The following is a 14,609-nucleotide window of genomic DNA, read 5'->3' on the forward strand; positions in this document are numbered from 1 at the left end:
AAAGACTATGGGATTGCTCGAAGTCAAAAATGTAAACAAGCGTTTCGGGGGCCTTCAGGCCCTCGGCGATGTCAACCTCAGCGTGGCTGAAAATACGGTTCACGCCATCATCGGGCCGAACGGCGCCGGGAAATCCACCCTGCTCAACGTGCTCGTTGGCAAACTGATCCCCGACACGGGCTCCGTCATCTTTGATGGCCAGTCGGTGCTGGGGCGCAAGCCGCACGAAATCAACCAGATGGGGATCAGCCGGGTATTTCAAACCCCTGAAATCTTCGGCGACCTGACGGTTCTGGAAAACGTGCTAATACCGTGCTTCGCCCGGCGCGACGGGTCGTTCAAACTGCATGCCTTCGAGACCGTGATGCATGAACGCGAAATCGTGGACATGGCCGAGCAGATGCTTACCGACGTGCACATGATTGAAAAAAGAAACCTTCAGGCCAGCACACTGTCGCGCGGTGACAAACGGCGGCTGGAAATGGCCATGTGCCTTGTGCAACAGCCAAAACTTCTACTTCTGGACGAACCAACCGCCGGCATGGCACGCGCGGACACCAATAACACCATCGACCTGCTCAAGGAAATCAAGGCCACGCGCCCGATCACGATGGCCATCATCGAGCATGACATGCACGTGGTGTTCAGTCTTGCCGAACGCATCACCGTGCTTGCGCAGGGCACACCGCTGGTCGAAGACGCGCCAGAAAACATCAAAGGTCATCCCAAAGTGCAAGAAGCCTATCTGGGCCAAAGCCACGAATGATCCACACTGCCACACTCACCCTGCCCCACCTTACGCTCGCCGCAGCCACGCGCGGCGGGCCCCGGCCCCGCTCGTGCGGGGTTGGGGGGCAAGACATGTCGGGCGCGCATCGCGCACGGCCGCTTGACAGGAGGTTCCAATGACCGAACGCCCCGATTTTTCAAAACATGCCAACCACGCCGCCACAGCCCCGGCCTTCTTTTCAGTCTGGGATCTGCACGCCTATTATGGCGAAAGCTACATCGTGCAAGGCGTCAACTTCACCGTTCACGAAGGCGAAATCCTTGCGCTCCTGGGTCGCAATGGCGCTGGCAAAACCTCGACCCTGCGCGCCGTGGCGCGACTTGTGGACCCGCAAGTAACCCACGGCGAAATTTGGCTCGACCACCAGCCCTTACACAAGATGGCCTCTCACCAAGCGGCCATCGCCGGATGCGCCCTCGTTCCCGAAGACCGGCGCATTATTCCCGGCCTCACCGTTGAGGAAAACCTCAAACTGGCACAGATTGTCGAGCCCATCGGCTGGTCGCTGGATCGGCTCTATGATCTCTTTCCGCGCCTTGGCGAACGCCGCAACCAGGAAGGCACGACCCTGTCGGGCGGCGAGCAGCAGATGCTCGCCATCGCGCGCGCCTTGGCCCGCGACATCAAGGTGCTTTTGCTGGATGAACCATACGAAGGCCTCGCCCCGGTTATCGTACGCGAGATCGAGAAGACGTTGATGCTAATCAAGGAACAGGGGATCACCACTGTTATCGTGGAACAGAACGCCGTTGCCGCGCTCAAGATCTCGGACCGGGCCGTCATTCTCGAAGGCGGTCAGGTTGTTTTCGACGGGTCCGCACAAGAAGTGCTCGACAATGAAGCGCTCCGCGCCGAATACTTGGCCATCTAACAAAGGGGACATCATGACCACCAAACACTTCGCCGCCGCGGCATTGGCCGCAACACTCACGTTGACGGCCTGCGCAGACCAAAACACCACCAACCAGGTCGGCACCGGCGTCGCAGGCGGCGCAATCGCAGCCATCGCGGCCACGGCTCTTGGCGCGAACAGTGGTTGGACAGCCGTCGCAGCCGGCGCTGGCGCGATTGCAGGGTCGCTCTATGCCCGCAACCAACAGACTGGCGAATGCGCCTATCACACCGGTGACGGGTCCACTGTTACGGTTGGCGGCTGCTAAATCCGCCACCACGGCGCCCAATGCAAAGCGGCCCCGAACTCCGGGGCCGCTTTTTTCATGTTCTGGGGAATAGGGCTTAGTTCAGCGCCGCATCCGTGATGTCATGGGTCCACGCGCCCGCACCCGGATCTTTGCTGATCACTGGATCAGACCCACCGGACAACAGTGAGCTGACAGTCGTTTCATACGCGGCAGGGTCCAATGCACCGCTGTCACTCAACAGCTTGCCGACCTCTTCCATCATCCGCACCTGATGATCCATCGTCTGCGCACCGGTCGCGTCATTCTCAAGAATGATCTCGGCCGCCTCTTCCGGATTGGCCGCTGCGTACTCCCAGCCCTTCATCGATGCTGCAACGAACCGCGTGAGCGCATCCGTCATACCCGGCTCTTCGAGCGTGCTTTCCAGAACGTACAGCCCGTCTTCCAAGGTCGCGACGCCCAGATCGGAATAGTTGAACAGCACCAGTTGCTCGGGAGTGATGCCCGCATCAATGACCTGCCAGTATTCATTATAGGTCATCGTCGAAATGCAATCGGCCTGCTTTTGCAACAGGGGGTCCACGTTAAATCCCTGCTTCAGAACCGTCACGCCGTCGTCGCCGCCTTCGGTCGGAATATCCAGCTGGCTCATCCAACTCAGGAACGGATACTCATTGCCAAAGAACCAAACGCCAAGCGTGCGGCCCGGAAAGTCTTCTGGGCCAGTCACACCACTTTCGGCCAGACAGGTCAGCATCATCCCAGACCGCTCAAACGGCTGCGCGATATTGACCAGCGGCAAACCGCGTTCCCGCGCAGCCAGTGCAGCAGGCATCCATTCGACAACCACATCGGCACCTCCCCCGGCGATCACCTGGGTCGGTGCGATATCGGGGCCGCCTGGCTTGATCGTGACATCCAGATCGGCCTCTTCGTAAAAGCCCTTGTCCTGCGCCACATAATAGCCTGCGAACTGCGCCTGCGTGACCCACTTCAACTGAAGCGTCAACTCGTCAGCGGCCTGTGCACTGCCAAAGGCCAGCGCGCCCAGAATCGCGGTTCCTGCCAGAATTGTTTTCATGTGTCGTCTCCTGTTGGTGTTTTTATCGTCTTTTTCATATCTTAGTTGGCGGCGCGCTGGGACGGATGCCAAAACGTGACCGCCCGTTCGATCAACGCGATACTGCCATAAAACAGCGATCCCGCCACCGCAGCGACGGTTATTTCTGCCCACACCATATCAAGCGCAAGCTGCCCCACCGATGTCGAGATGCGAAAGCCCATGCCGACAGTGGGTGAGCCAAAGAATTCTGCCACAATTGCCCCAATCAACGACAGAGTTGTCGCAATTTTCAGCCCGTTGAAAACAAAGGGCATCGCCGCAGGCAGCCGCAATTTGCGAAGGCTCTGGCCCGGCGTGGCCGCATAGGTCCGCATCAGATCGCGGCTCATACTATCGGCGGACCGAAGTCCCTCAACCGTGTTGATCAACATCGGGAAAAACACCATCACCACCACGACCGCAGCCTTGCTGTGCCAGTCGAACCCGAACCACATCACAAGGATCGGCGCAGTGCCAATGATCGGCAAGGCCGCGATGAAACTGCCAACCGGCAGCAACCCTCGGCGCAGAAAATCAAACCTGTCCACGGCAAGCGCTGTCAAAAAGGCCGCGCTGCAACCGATAACATATCCGCTTAGTGCGCCTTTGACGAAGGTCTGCATGAAATCCGCCCACAAGATAGGACCAGACACTGCAATGCGCGCGGCGATGGCAGATGGCGGCGGCAGGATGACGCCCGGCACATTCAGCCCGCGCACCAACCCTTCCCACAGAACCAACAGCGTCACACCAAAGATCACCGGCACGGCCAGACGCGCAGCAGGCGTATTGGCTTGGCGACTGGCGGCGATACGCAGATTGATCCACCAAGCGAGGCCCCAAAACCCAAATGCGCCCGCGACCCAACTCATCGCGAAAGCCCCATGCGTTTCAGCGTCACGCGCTGGAGCACACCGACCAGCCCGACCATTAGCCCAGCCAGCACAGCCGCCCCGATCAACGCAGACCAGATCTGCACCGTCTGCCCGTAATAACTGCCGGCCAACAATCGCGCGCCCAGACCCGCAACTGCGCCGGTGGGCAGTTCGCCGACAATCGCCCCGACAAGACTCGCCGCGATCCCGATCTTGAGGGACGTAAACAGATACGGCAGCGACGATGGCAGCCTGAGCCGCCAGAACACTTGTGCCCGGCTGGCATTATAGGTCTTCAGCAGATCAAACTGCGCGGTCTCTGGGCTGCGCAGACCGGCCACCATGCCGACAACAACGGGAAAGAAGCTGAGATAAGCGCTGATAATTGCTTTGGGCAGCAAGCCCGAAATCCCGATTGAATTCAGCACCACAATGATCATCGGCGCAATCGCAAGAATGGGGATCGTCTGACTGGCGATCGCCCAAGGCATCACGCTCATATCCATTGCGCGGCTGTGCACGATCCCCACCGCCAGCAAAATGCCAAGCCCCGTGCCGATGCCAAACCCCAACAGCGTGGCCGACAGAGTGATCCAGCCGTGATACACAAGGCTTCGTTTCGACGTGACTTTCTTCATCACAACCGTGTTCCACAATTCAACCGCCACTTGATGAGGCGCCGGAAGACGCGGGCGCGCCTGCTGCATCGTGTCGGTCACAATTTCGGAAAAGGTGACCGTCGTCCCCGCCCGAGCGGCTTGTTGCTGCGTCCATGCCGCGTTCATCCAGACCGCCGCGAAATACCAAATCACCAGAATTGCCGCGACGACGGCAAGCACTGGGCCAACGGCCTGCCTCATTGTGTCTGCTCCAACCGAGCCTGAGCACGACGCAACCGTTTGAAGTACCCCGCGAACAACAGCGCCCAAAGCGGAACGATAATATCGATGATACGCACCCCGCCGGTCGCGAACAAATGGATCAGGGCCGAAAAACAGAAAAAGGCCCCCGCCGCGCCCAATAACCAAACGCTCCGCTTCAGGCGCGTCACTTCTTTTTGGGCTGAGTCAGTCATGGTGGCCCCTTCGGACAGGTGTCAAACGCGAGCCATACAAACGTCTGACAGGCTGTGTATCCGTCTCAATCGTCATAGGCATGCCCCGCCCGCAGCCCTTCGCGCACCCGGTGAGCGACCTCGAGAAACTCTGGCGTATCGCGAATATCCAGCGGCCTCTCGCGCGGCAAAGGGCTGTCGATCACATCCGTGATCCGCCCCGGACGTGGGCTCATCACCACGATTTTGGTGCTCAGATACACCGCTTCGGGGATCGAGTGCGTCACAAAGCCAATCGTCTTTTCCGTTCTTGCCCAGAGGCTTAGAAGCTGCTCATTCAGGTGGTCCCGTACGATTTCATCCAGCGCGCCAAACGGCTCGTCCATCAACAAAAGGTCGGCGTCAAAGGCCAGCGCCCGCGCGATGGACGCCCGTTGCTGCATCCCGCCCGAAAGCTGCCACGGATACTTGCGCTCAAACCCTTCCAGATCGACCAACCGCAGCACATCCTGCGCGCGCCTGTCTTGCTCGGCCTTGTCAAACCCCATGATTTCCAAAGGTAATTTGACATTCGCCGCAATTGTCCGCCACGGGTAAAGCCCTGCCGCCTGAAACACATAGCCATAGGCCCGCGACCGCCGCGCCTCGTCTGGCGACATGCCATTGACCGTCAACGTCCCGCCTGTCGGTTGCTCAAGCGCCGCGATGGCCCGAAGAAACGTGGTCTTGCCGCAACCCGAAGGACCGATAAAACTTACGAAATCCCCTTTTGATATCTGAAGGTTGATGTCTTGCAGAGCATGTACCGGTCCGTCATTCGTTTCGAACACCAACTCCACGTCGCGCGCGTCGATGACGACATCGCGCGGTGCGGTGTCTGTTGGTTCAGGCCCATCATCTGCAAAGCCTTCGATCTCTTCGGCACTCAGCATCCGAAGCCTTCGCTTTCACTCACAAGAGGCTGATTCATATTGGTTTTTTGGCGCATCAAATCCCCGACGGAATATTCATCGGGTCCCGCTCGACCTTGCGCGGCGTGTTCAGCGCCTTCCAGCGGCTCAACGCGGTCCCCGCCGATGAGAAGGCGGGACGTGGCACAAATCGACCCCGGCCGGGTTGCGGCGCAGAATTCTTTCCCCACGACCAGATCACATCCCCCCGGCTGAGCGTGTGGCGCGCCTGTGCTGTGACTTCAAACCCCTCGAACACGTTGTAATCAATTATAGATTTCTGGCTATTCGCGCTGATCGTCTTGCTGATCTTGGGATCCCACACTACGATATCTGCATCCGCACCGGGCACAAGCGCGCCCTTTTGCGGATAGATGTTCAGAATTTTGGCGATGTTGGTCGATGTGACGGCGACGAACTCTTCGGGCGTGATGCGGCCAGTTTCAACACCAGTCGTCCACAATACCGCCAACCGATCTTCCAGCCCGCCAGTTCCGTTCGGGATTTGGGTAAAATCGTTCAAACCCATCTTCTTTTTCTCGGTCCCAAAGGCGCAGTGATCCGTCGCCACGACCTGCAAGGATCCCGCCGAGAGCCCCGCCCACAGACCATCCTGATGGGCTTTGCTGCGAAACGGCGGTGACATCACGCGCCGCGCGGCGTGTTCCCAAGACTTGTTGAAATACTCGCTCTCATCCAGCGTCAGAAACTGGATCAACGGCTCGCCGTAAACCCGGTGCCCTTTTTGCCGTGCGCGCCGGATCGCTTCGTGCGCCTGCTCACAGGACACATGCACGATATAGAGCGGCGTGCCCACGGCATCGGCGATCATGATCGCGCGATTGGCAGCTTCGCCTTCCAACTCAGGGGGGCGCGAGAACGCGTGCCCCTCAGGGCCGGTGATCCCTTCGGCCAAATATTTTTGCTGCAATTCCTGAATGATATCGCCGTTTTCCGCATGAACCATGGGCAGCGCCCCCAGTTCCTTACAGCGCGAGAACGACGCGTACATTTCATCATCCTCCACCATCAACGCGCCCTTATAGGCCATGAAGTGCTTGAACGAGTTGACGCCCATATCAACGGCGTCCTTCATTTCGTTGAAGATACTCTCGTTCCACCCGGTGATCGCCATGTGATAGCCGATATCAGAGCAGATCTGCGGCGCGGACTTTCGGTGCCAATCGTTGATCGCATTCTTGATCGACCCGTCTGGCCCCGGCAAACAGAAATCGACCAACATCGTTGTGCCACCTGTCGCCGCGGCCCATGTACCGGACTCAAACGTTTCATCGGCGGTGGTTCCCATAAAAGGCATTTCCAGGTGGGTGTGCGGATCAATCCCACCTGGGATGACATAGGCGCCCTCGGCATCGATCACCTCGTCACCTGTCAGGTTATCGCCAATTGCGGCGATCTTTCCGTCTTCGATCAGAATGTCGCCGGCAAACTGCCGGTCCGCTGTGACGATTGTACCGCCCTTGATGACCTTGCTCATTGGTATCCCCTGTCCGATGTCAGCACGCGCGCCCACCAGCGGCAAGTTCGCGTTCCTTGAAGATGAATTTCACGCCCGTTTTCGCCCCATAGGCACAGGCCTCGTTTTCGTTCACCCGCTTATGTGGGTATTCCGTCGCCAGCACGTCTTTGCCCGCCGATATGTACGGCTCTGCATCGTCGCAGAAGTCATAATAAAAACAGGACTCAAAGATGATGAAATCAAACCTGTCATGCATGTACGGGATAAGCTCTGGCGCGTTTTTCTGTCCGATCTCAAGGCCGATCCGATGCGCATAAGCGACGAGCTCCGCCATGTAGTTCGCTTGATCCTGCATGGAGATATCAAGACCGGTATCGTTTTCGAAAAGATCCATATTGTCGGGTTCAATCGCATCGAACCCCAGCGCCTTGCATCGGTCAAACCGCGCCTGCATCAGCGGCACCAGAACATCGCGCTGCCGGATATCGAGATACCGTTCGTTGGGCCAATCGTCATAGACAACACCCATCACGCTTTCTGGAAACTGGCCCGCATCGTCGCGGTAATTTTCCACCGTTCCAACAGACACATAGCATATTGTTTTCACACCGCGCGCCTTTAACGCCGATATCTGGGCACGGCTAACGCTGTCTGCGTCAAGGTCGATAACCTTTACGTCGACCGACAAATCAAAGGGTTCGGTCAACTGCCAGTCCCAATATGATCCGTCGCGCAATATCTCGCTTGCCTGCAAGGCCCCGCCAGCGAGAACACAGCACCCGGCGACAGCCACGGGCATGAAGAGATTTCCCAGTCGTTTTAGAGGCTCATCACCCAACAATTTCGGCTGTCTCCACCACCGCGTGAAACAGAACATTTGCGCCAGCCGCTGCCCATTCCGGGCTGATCTCTTCCGCTTCGTTATGGCTTAGTCCGTCTACGCACGGACACATGACCATCGCTGTCGGGGCCACACGGTTAATCCAGCAGGCATCGTGCCCTGCACCAGAAATCAAATCCATATGCGAATATCCCAACCGTTCTGCGGCGGCACGCACGGCACCAACACAGCCGGGATCGAAGGTCACGGGATCGAAATGGCCGACGGGCTCGATTTCGATACCGAGCCCAAGATCTGCGGCAATTTTTGGGGCTTCCGCCTCAAGCCGGGCTTTCATGCCATCCAGTTTGGATTGATCTGGCGACCGGAAGTCGATTGTGAAAACGGCCTTGCCGGGTATCACGTTGCGCGAGTTTGGATAGACGTTGGCCTGCCCGATTGCCCCGACCGCAGCGGGCTGATTTTCCATCGCGATCGTGTGTACGAGTTCCGTGATACGGGCCATGCCCAACCCGGCATTGACGCGCATGTTCATGGGGGTCGATCCAGTGTGGCTGTCTTTGCCGGTCAGGGTCACCTCAAGCCACCAAAGCCCCTGCCCATGGGTGACCACCCCAATGGCCGTATCTTCAGCCTCAAGGATCGGCCCCTGTTCAATATGGAGTTCAAAAAAGGCGTGCATTTTCCGTGCGCCTACGGGTTCATCGCCCTTCCAGCCAATACGTGCCAATTCATCGCCAAATTTCAGGCCCTCTGCATCTTCCCGATCATAGGCCCAGTCTTGCGTATGCATGCCCGCGAACACCCCAGAGGCAAGCATTGCCGGCGCAAACCGCGTGCCTTCTTCGTTTGTCCAGTTGGTGACAACAATGGGATGCTTGGTGCGAATACCCAGATCGTTCAGGGTTCGAATGATTTCTAGTCCACCAAGCACGCCCAGAACACCATCATATTTGCCGCCCGTTGGCTGGGTATCCAGATGACTGCCAACATAGACCGGCAACGCATCGGGGTCCGTCCCTTCGCGGCGGGCAAACATCGTGCCCATTTCGTCAACGCCCATGGTCATACCGGCCGCTTCGCACCACGTCTGGAACAGCGCGCGTCCTTTGGCATCGTCATCTGTCAATGTTTGTCGATTATTGCCGCCAGCAATACCGGGGCCAATCTGCGCCATTTCCATCAGACTGTCCCACAGCCTGCTGCCGTCGATTTTCAGGTTTTCGCCGGGGGCTGCCATGATGCGATCTTCCTTGCATGCTGTCGTTGCCTTGCGCGGGCTGGCCGCGCATCAACAGTCTTGCGCTGCATCGGACGAAGTTCAAGCGATGGGTTGAAAATGACTATAGAAAAACGGTGTTGCGGTGGCTGGATTGATCACGATTTGACCGGTCTGCGAATGGCGCGACGAAACCGTCCCGACTATTTTGGGACAAACCGGATGTCGCCCCGCTCCAAAACAAACGGGGCCGCTTATTGGCGGCACCGCTTATGAAATTGCGCGGGATTAACGCCATGGTCGGCGCGTCAGACCTGCTTTGCCAGACTTTTGTGTCAGGCGAGCGTTTTCAGCACATCCGCAAGTGTGCCGAACAGATGGTCGATCTGAGATTTCTCGATAATCAGCGGCGGCGACATGGCGATGATGTCACCGGTTGTGCGGATCATGACGCCTTTTTCATAGCAGTCGAGGAAGGCTTGGAAGGCGCGGGCTGTTGGCTGACCTGCTATTGGCTCCAGTTCCACCGCGCCGATCAGACCCAGATTGCGAATATCGATGACATGAGGGAGGCCGCGCAAACTGTGCAATCCCTCTTCCCAATATGGGGCAATTTCGGCCGCGCGGTCGAACAGACCTTCTTCGCGATAGGTTTCCAGCGTGGCCAAGCCAGTTGCCGCCGCAATCGGGTTGCCGGAGTATGTATAGCCGTGGAACAGTTCGATCAAATGCTCAGGCCCGTTCATGAACGCGTTGTGCACATCAGACGACGCCAAAACCGCGCCCATCGGAATCGTGCCGTTGGTCAACCCTTTCGCCGTGCACATCAGATCAGGTTGCACGCCAAAATAGTCAGCCCCAAAGGGGGCGCCAAGACGACCGAACCCGGTGATCACTTCGTCAAAGATCAGAAGAATCCCGTGCTTTCTGGTGATCTCGCGAAGGCGCTCCAGATACCCCTTGGGCGGGATCAGAACACCCGTTGATCCCGCTACCGGCTCGACGATTACAGCAGCAATCGTTTCCGGCCCGTGCAGCGCAACGATCCGTTCCAGATCATCCGCCAACCAAGCGCCGTGTTCCGGCTGGCCCTTGGTGAACGCATTTTCGGGCAAGTGCGTGTGAGGCATATGGTCAACGCCGGTCAATAGAGCCCCAAAGTGGCGACGATTGTTGACGATGCCGCCAACCGAAATGCCGCCGAAATTCACGCCATGATAGCCACGTTCCCGGCCGATCAACCGGGTACGCGTGCCCTGCCCCTTCGCGCGCTGATAGGCGATGGCAATCTTCAACGCAGTTTCGACAGACTCCGACCCTGAGTTTGTAAAAAACACATGGTCCATCCCCGCCGGTGCCATGTCGCGCAACCGCGTCGCCAGTTCAAAAGCCTTTGGGTGGCCCATCTGAAATGCGGGCGCATAGTCCATTTCGTCGGCCTGCGCCTTGATCGCCTCGACAATCCTGGGGCGCTTGTGTCCAGCATTGCAGCACCACAGCCCAGCGGTGCCATCCAGCACCTGCCGCCCATCAGAGGTGGTATAATACATGCCATCCGCCGCCACGAGCATGCGTGGGTTCGACTTGAACTGCCGGTTGGATGTGAAGGGCATCCAAAAGGCGGAAAGATCATTGAGGGCGGAAGGATGGTCGAGGGACATGGCGCACCGCATGAGTTTTGATGAATTGCATCAGCGTATCAGCGGTGTGCAACCAGTCAAGCAAGACCCGTCGTAAACGGACTGTGGCGCGTTGAATAAAACACCCTATCAATTTTAACCTTCTCTTCGGGAAAAACACACAAGGGCGCATTTTCAAGCTAATCTACTAAAAGTTGATACAAGCCCGAGTGGAGTTTTTAACAATGACGATCGCATCCATCGCCCCAATCGCGTCCGTTTCCCATGCTGCCGCGATGATGCAGTTCCAGACAGCTCAGGCACCCGAGGCGGGTCAGACCGACGCGGCACAGGCCATCGCGCCGGAGCACGCGCCAATGCAAATCGAAATCATGTCGCCTCAGACGCAAGTCATTCTGGAAGCAAACGCCACATCGCGCATTCAGGCAGATCAGTACGACAGCCGCGTGTTGGGCGCCACCGAGACAGTTCGCAGCTTTGATCGCATCGCAATGGTGGAAAAGGGGTTCGAGCACATGCGCGAATTGTTCGAGATCGCCAATGCTCCGGCAGGTTCGGGAATCGACAAGCGCCTGTAAAAAAGACGCCGGGTCGCGATTGACCGGCGCCTTTGACTGTTTACCCGACACCCATGCCGGAATCGATGCCTATTCAGCAGCTTTCACGGCGCCGGGATTGTTCGGGTGGGTTGTCCAGTTGGCATAGTTCGGATCGACGACTTCACCTGTTCGGGGGTCCACCTCACCAGCGGCCAACGGTTCCATAGTGATGCACCCCTCAACCGGGCATACGTTCACACAAAGATTACAGGCCACGCATTCTTCGTCGATAACCTCGAATACGCGGTCTGGCGACATGGAAATCGCCTGATGGCTGGTGTCTTCGCAGGCGGCATAGCAACGGCCGCATTTGATGCAGGCCTCCTGATCGATCTTGGCTTTGGCAACATAGTTCAGGTTCAGATACTGCCAGTCGGTGACGTTTGGAACCGCGCGCCCCGTCACGTCGGCGACAGACTCGTACCCCTTTTCGTCCATCCATTCGGACAATCCGGTGATCATTTCCTGCACGACTTTGAAGCCATAGGTCATCGCCGCCGTACACACCTGCACATTGCCCGCCCCGAGAGCCAGGAATTCAGCCGCGTCGCGCCATGTGGTCACGCCGCCGATGCCGCTGATTGGCATACCCGCTGTTTCCACGTCCCGCGCGATTTCGGCGACCATGTTCAGCGCGATGGGTTTCACGGCCGGGCCGCAATACCCGCCATGGCTTCCCTTGCCATCGATCATGGGCTCTGGGCTCATCCGGTCCAGATCGACCGATGTGATTGACGAGACGGTGTTGATCAAGCTGACCGCATCCGCGCCGCCTGCTTTCGCTGCGCGCGCCGGATACCGAATATCGGTAATGTTCGGCGTCAGCTTTACGATGACCGGCATGCGCGTGTTCTGTTTGCACCAGCGCGCGACCATTTCGATGTATTCAGGAACCTGCCCAACAGCACTTCCCATGCCCCGTTCGCTCATGCCATGGGGGCACCCAAAATTCAGTTCGATCCCATCTGCACCCGTCTCTTCGACGAGTGGCAAAATGAACTTCCACGCGTCCTCTTCACAAGGCACCATAAGCGATACAACCATGGCCCGGTCAGGATAGTCGCGTTTGACCGATTTGATCTCGCGCAGGTTCACCTCAAGCGGACGATCGGTGATCAGTTCGATATTATTCAGCCCCAAAAGGCGACGATCCGCCCCCCAGATCGCGCCATATCGGGGGCCGTTCACGTTGACGATGTTTGGGTCCAGCCCGAGTGTCTTCCACACCACTCCGCCCCAACCCGCCTCGAATGCGCGGCGCACATTGTATTCCTTGTCCGTGGGCGGCGCAGAGGCCAGCCAGAACGGATTGGGCGACTTTATTCCTACAAAATCAGTGCTCAGGTCTGCCATTTAATCTTCTCCCAGTCGCGCCTGTGCGCTGCTTTATTCTGCTGCAACACGGCTTGCGGCCATTAATTCGGCGTGGATATCCTCTGCTGCATCGCGCCCTTCGGCAACGGCAGTCACGGTCAGATCATCACCGCCAACGGCGCAATCCCCACCGGCCCAGACACCGGTCAATGACGTTCTTCCAGAGCCCGTTACTGCGATTTTGGAACCATCAATTTCGAGCCCGCCAGGAGCAGCTTCCAGTTTTTGGCCAATCGCTTTGAACACCTGATCTGCTGGAACCACAAACGGTGCGCCGATCGTTTCAAGCCCATCCGCTCCTTCCGAGGTATAGGCAAATTCCACGCCACTCACCGCCCCATCGCCAAGCACTCGAAGCGGCGTCGCGTCCGTGATGATCTGCACACCCTTGGACACTGCGTGCAATTGTTCGTGCTGTGACGCGCTCATGCGGCTTCGGTCGCGACGATACACCATTGTCACGTGCTCTGCGCCCAACAGCTTCGCCTGAACCGCCGCATCCACTGCCGTCATGCCGCCGCCGATGACCACCACGCGGCGTCCCACCGCAATCTGCCGCCGATCCGGCGACTGGCGCAGTTCGGCAATGAAATCGACCGCGTCATGCACATGATCATGTGCTTCGCCTTCGGCCCGCAAGGCGTTCACACCGGCAAGGCCAATAGCAAGAAACACGGCGTCGAAGTCTTCACGCAATTCAGCCAACGCCAGTTCGCGCCCCAACCGCACACCAGTCTTGATCGTAATGCCACCGATGCCAAGTAGCCAATCCACTTCGGCCTGTGCGAACCCGTCCGGGGTCTTGTAGGTCGCGATCCCATATTCGTTCAGCCCACCGGGCTTTTCCCTGGCATCCATGACAACCACATCATGACCATACATTGCCAGCCGATGAGCACACGCAAGCCCGGACGGCCCCGCGCCCACTACGGCGACCACCAACCCTGTGGACGGGGCGCGCGCAAACGGATGGCTGCCTATCCCCATTACAGTATCGGTTGCGTACCTCTGAAGATGGCCAATCTTGACAGGCTTGCCCTCGGCGGCCTCACGAACGCAGGCACCTTCGCACAGGGTTTCTGTCGGACAGACCCGCGCGCACATTCCGCCGAGTATATTCTGCTCGAAAATTGTTTTTCCGGCTGCTTTCGGCATTCCCGTTTGAATCTGCCGAATGAACAGCGGGATGTCGATTTCGGTCGGGCATGCTGCGATACACGGCGCGTCATGGCAGAAATAACACCGATCCGCAGCCACTAGCGCCTCGTGCGGATCAAGTGGCGGGTAAGCATCTGCAAAATTCTTATCGTAGTCCTCTGGGCCCAATCGGCCCGCGACTACGCCCGGTGTAAGCGGCGTATTCGACATGTTCTTATAACTCCCGGTCGTGGGCGCGGCTTTATTTTGACGTGTCTTTACCGACACAAAGCGCCTGAATAGTCAGCGTTGCCAGCAATCGATCAAAAATCAAGCGTGAACATGCGGGAATGTGATCGTTGGCTACGGCAATTTCTTGACCTGCATCGCTTTTCACCGTTTTGCA

The 14,609-nt window shown here is 58.0% G+C and carries 15 protein-coding genes; 4 read left to right on the forward strand and 11 right to left on the reverse strand.

From position 1 onward, the window contains the following. Positions 1-7: 7 nt before the first annotated feature. The 3 genes from E2L05_RS06130 to E2L05_RS06140 all read left to right on the forward strand — a co-directional run bounded on the left by E2L05_RS06130 (position 8) and on the right by E2L05_RS06140 (position 1,950). The gene (locus E2L05_RS06130) at positions 8-766 is read left to right on the forward strand and encodes an ABC transporter ATP-binding protein (protein WP_133342020.1); all 759 of its coding nucleotides are present in this window, start codon (positions 8-10) and stop codon (positions 764-766) included. Positions 767-905: 139 nt separating this feature from the next. Next, the gene (locus E2L05_RS06135; RefSeq protein ID WP_133342021.1) at positions 906-1,661 is read left to right on the forward strand and encodes an ABC transporter ATP-binding protein; all 756 of its coding nucleotides are present in this window, start codon (positions 906-908) and stop codon (positions 1,659-1,661) included. Between the two features lie 13 nt (positions 1,662-1,674). Then, positions 1,675-1,950: a glucose-6-phosphate isomerase gene (locus E2L05_RS06140; protein ID WP_133342022.1), complete on the forward strand. Its 276-nt coding sequence runs from the start codon at positions 1,675-1,677 to the stop codon at positions 1,948-1,950. Positions 1,951-2,026: 76 nt separating this feature from the next. Here the strand turns inward: E2L05_RS06140 and E2L05_RS06145 are convergent, their stop codons facing one another. From E2L05_RS06145 to E2L05_RS06185, 9 genes are all read right to left on the reverse strand, one after another. Further along, positions 2,027-3,013, reverse strand: coding sequence for an ABC transporter substrate-binding protein (locus E2L05_RS06145; RefSeq protein WP_133342023.1), 987 nt, complete (start codon positions 3,011-3,013; stop codon positions 2,027-2,029). A 41-nt stretch (positions 3,014-3,054) separates the two neighbouring features. Further along, on the reverse strand, positions 3,055-3,906 hold the full coding sequence (locus E2L05_RS06150) for an ABC transporter permease (protein ID WP_133342024.1): 852 nt from the start codon (positions 3,904-3,906) through the stop codon (positions 3,055-3,057). Further along, positions 3,903-4,769: an ABC transporter permease gene (locus E2L05_RS06155; protein WP_133342025.1), complete on the reverse strand. Its 867-nt coding sequence runs from the start codon at positions 4,767-4,769 to the stop codon at positions 3,903-3,905. Before E2L05_RS06155 ends, E2L05_RS06150 begins: the two co-directional genes overlap by 4 nt. After that, positions 4,766-4,984, reverse strand: coding sequence for a hypothetical protein (locus tag E2L05_RS06160; protein ID WP_133342026.1), 219 nt, complete (start codon positions 4,982-4,984; stop codon positions 4,766-4,768). Before E2L05_RS06160 ends, E2L05_RS06155 begins: the two co-directional genes overlap by 4 nt. A gap of 65 nt (positions 4,985-5,049) precedes the next feature. After that, complete coding sequence (locus E2L05_RS06165) at positions 5,050-5,895, reverse strand: ABC transporter ATP-binding protein (protein ID WP_133342027.1); 846 nt, start codon at positions 5,893-5,895, stop codon at positions 5,050-5,052. Between the two features lie 55 nt (positions 5,896-5,950). Next, on the reverse strand, positions 5,951-7,411 hold the full coding sequence (gene hydA, locus E2L05_RS06170) for a dihydropyrimidinase (RefSeq protein WP_133342028.1): 1,461 nt from the start codon (positions 7,409-7,411) through the stop codon (positions 5,951-5,953). Positions 7,412-7,430: 19 nt separating this feature from the next. Next, positions 7,431-8,192, reverse strand: a complete 762-nt coding sequence (locus E2L05_RS06175; protein WP_165971701.1) for an endo alpha-1,4 polygalactosaminidase — start codon at positions 8,190-8,192, stop codon at positions 7,431-7,433. Between the two features lie 31 nt (positions 8,193-8,223). Next, positions 8,224-9,474, reverse strand: coding sequence for a Zn-dependent hydrolase (locus E2L05_RS06180; RefSeq protein WP_133342030.1), 1,251 nt, complete (start codon positions 9,472-9,474; stop codon positions 8,224-8,226). A gap of 314 nt (positions 9,475-9,788) precedes the next feature. Then, positions 9,789-11,114, reverse strand: a complete 1,326-nt coding sequence (locus tag E2L05_RS06185) for an aspartate aminotransferase family protein (RefSeq protein WP_133342031.1) — start codon at positions 11,112-11,114, stop codon at positions 9,789-9,791. A gap of 203 nt (positions 11,115-11,317) precedes the next feature. Here E2L05_RS06185 and E2L05_RS06190 point away from each other — a divergent pair, with 203 nt between their 5' ends. Then, positions 11,318-11,671 carry a hypothetical protein gene (locus E2L05_RS06190; RefSeq protein ID WP_133342032.1) on the forward strand — a complete coding sequence of 118 codons (354 nt, stop codon included), beginning with the start codon at positions 11,318-11,320 and terminating at the stop codon, positions 11,669-11,671. Positions 11,672-11,740: 69 nt separating this feature from the next. Here the strand turns inward: E2L05_RS06190 and preA are convergent, their stop codons facing one another. Both preA and E2L05_RS06200 read right to left on the reverse strand, forming a co-directional pair. Beyond that, positions 11,741-13,045, reverse strand: coding sequence for an NAD-dependent dihydropyrimidine dehydrogenase subunit PreA (preA, locus tag E2L05_RS06195; RefSeq protein ID WP_133342033.1), 1,305 nt, complete (start codon positions 13,043-13,045; stop codon positions 11,741-11,743). Between the two features lie 33 nt (positions 13,046-13,078). Beyond that, complete coding sequence (locus tag E2L05_RS06200) at positions 13,079-14,434, reverse strand: NAD(P)-dependent oxidoreductase (protein WP_133342034.1); 1,356 nt, start codon at positions 14,432-14,434, stop codon at positions 13,079-13,081. Positions 14,435-14,609 lie beyond the last annotated feature (175 nt).

The organism is Meridianimarinicoccus aquatilis, assembly GCF_004358675.1.
GTDB lineage: Bacteria > Pseudomonadota > Alphaproteobacteria > Rhodobacterales > Rhodobacteraceae > Meridianimarinicoccus > Meridianimarinicoccus aquatilis.

Excerpts from the sequence above, each read along its gene's own strand:
- E2L05_RS06145 (WP_133342023.1), bottom strand. The coding sequence starts at position 3,013 with ATGAAAACAATTCTGGCAGGAACCGCGATTCTGGGCGCGCTGGCCTTT.
- E2L05_RS06160 (WP_133342026.1), bottom strand. The coding sequence starts at position 4,984 with ATGACTGACTCAGCCCAAAAAGAAGTGACGCGCCTGAAGCGGAGCGTT.
- E2L05_RS06135 (WP_133342021.1), top strand. The coding sequence starts at position 906 with ATGACCGAACGCCCCGATTTTTCAAAACATGCCAACCACGCCGCCACA.
- preA (WP_133342033.1), bottom strand. The coding sequence starts at position 13,045 with ATGGCAGACCTGAGCACTGATTTTGTAGGAATAAAGTCGCCCAATCCG.
- E2L05_RS06165 (WP_133342027.1), bottom strand. The coding sequence starts at position 5,895 with ATGCTGAGTGCCGAAGAGATCGAAGGCTTTGCAGATGATGGGCCTGAA.
- E2L05_RS06155 (WP_133342025.1), bottom strand. The coding sequence starts at position 4,769 with ATGAGGCAGGCCGTTGGCCCAGTGCTTGCCGTCGTCGCGGCAATTCTG.
- E2L05_RS06185 (WP_133342031.1), bottom strand. The coding sequence starts at position 11,114 with ATGTCCCTCGACCATCCTTCCGCCCTCAATGATCTTTCCGCCTTTTGG.
- E2L05_RS06180 (WP_133342030.1), bottom strand. The coding sequence starts at position 9,474 with ATGGCAGCCCCCGGCGAAAACCTGAAAATCGACGGCAGCAGGCTGTGG.
- E2L05_RS06140 (WP_133342022.1), top strand. The coding sequence starts at position 1,675 with ATGACCACCAAACACTTCGCCGCCGCGGCATTGGCCGCAACACTCACG.
- E2L05_RS06130 (WP_133342020.1), top strand. The coding sequence starts at position 8 with ATGGGATTGCTCGAAGTCAAAAATGTAAACAAGCGTTTCGGGGGCCTT.
- E2L05_RS06150 (WP_133342024.1), bottom strand. The coding sequence starts at position 3,906 with ATGAGTTGGGTCGCGGGCGCATTTGGGTTTTGGGGCCTCGCTTGGTGG.
- E2L05_RS06200 (WP_133342034.1), bottom strand. The coding sequence starts at position 14,434 with ATGTCGAATACGCCGCTTACACCGGGCGTAGTCGCGGGCCGATTGGGC.
- E2L05_RS06190 (WP_133342032.1), top strand. The coding sequence starts at position 11,318 with ATGACGATCGCATCCATCGCCCCAATCGCGTCCGTTTCCCATGCTGCC.
- hydA (WP_133342028.1), bottom strand. The coding sequence starts at position 7,411 with ATGAGCAAGGTCATCAAGGGCGGTACAATCGTCACAGCGGACCGGCAG.
- E2L05_RS06175 (WP_165971701.1), bottom strand. The coding sequence starts at position 8,192 with ATGCCCGTGGCTGTCGCCGGGTGCTGTGTTCTCGCTGGCGGGGCCTTG.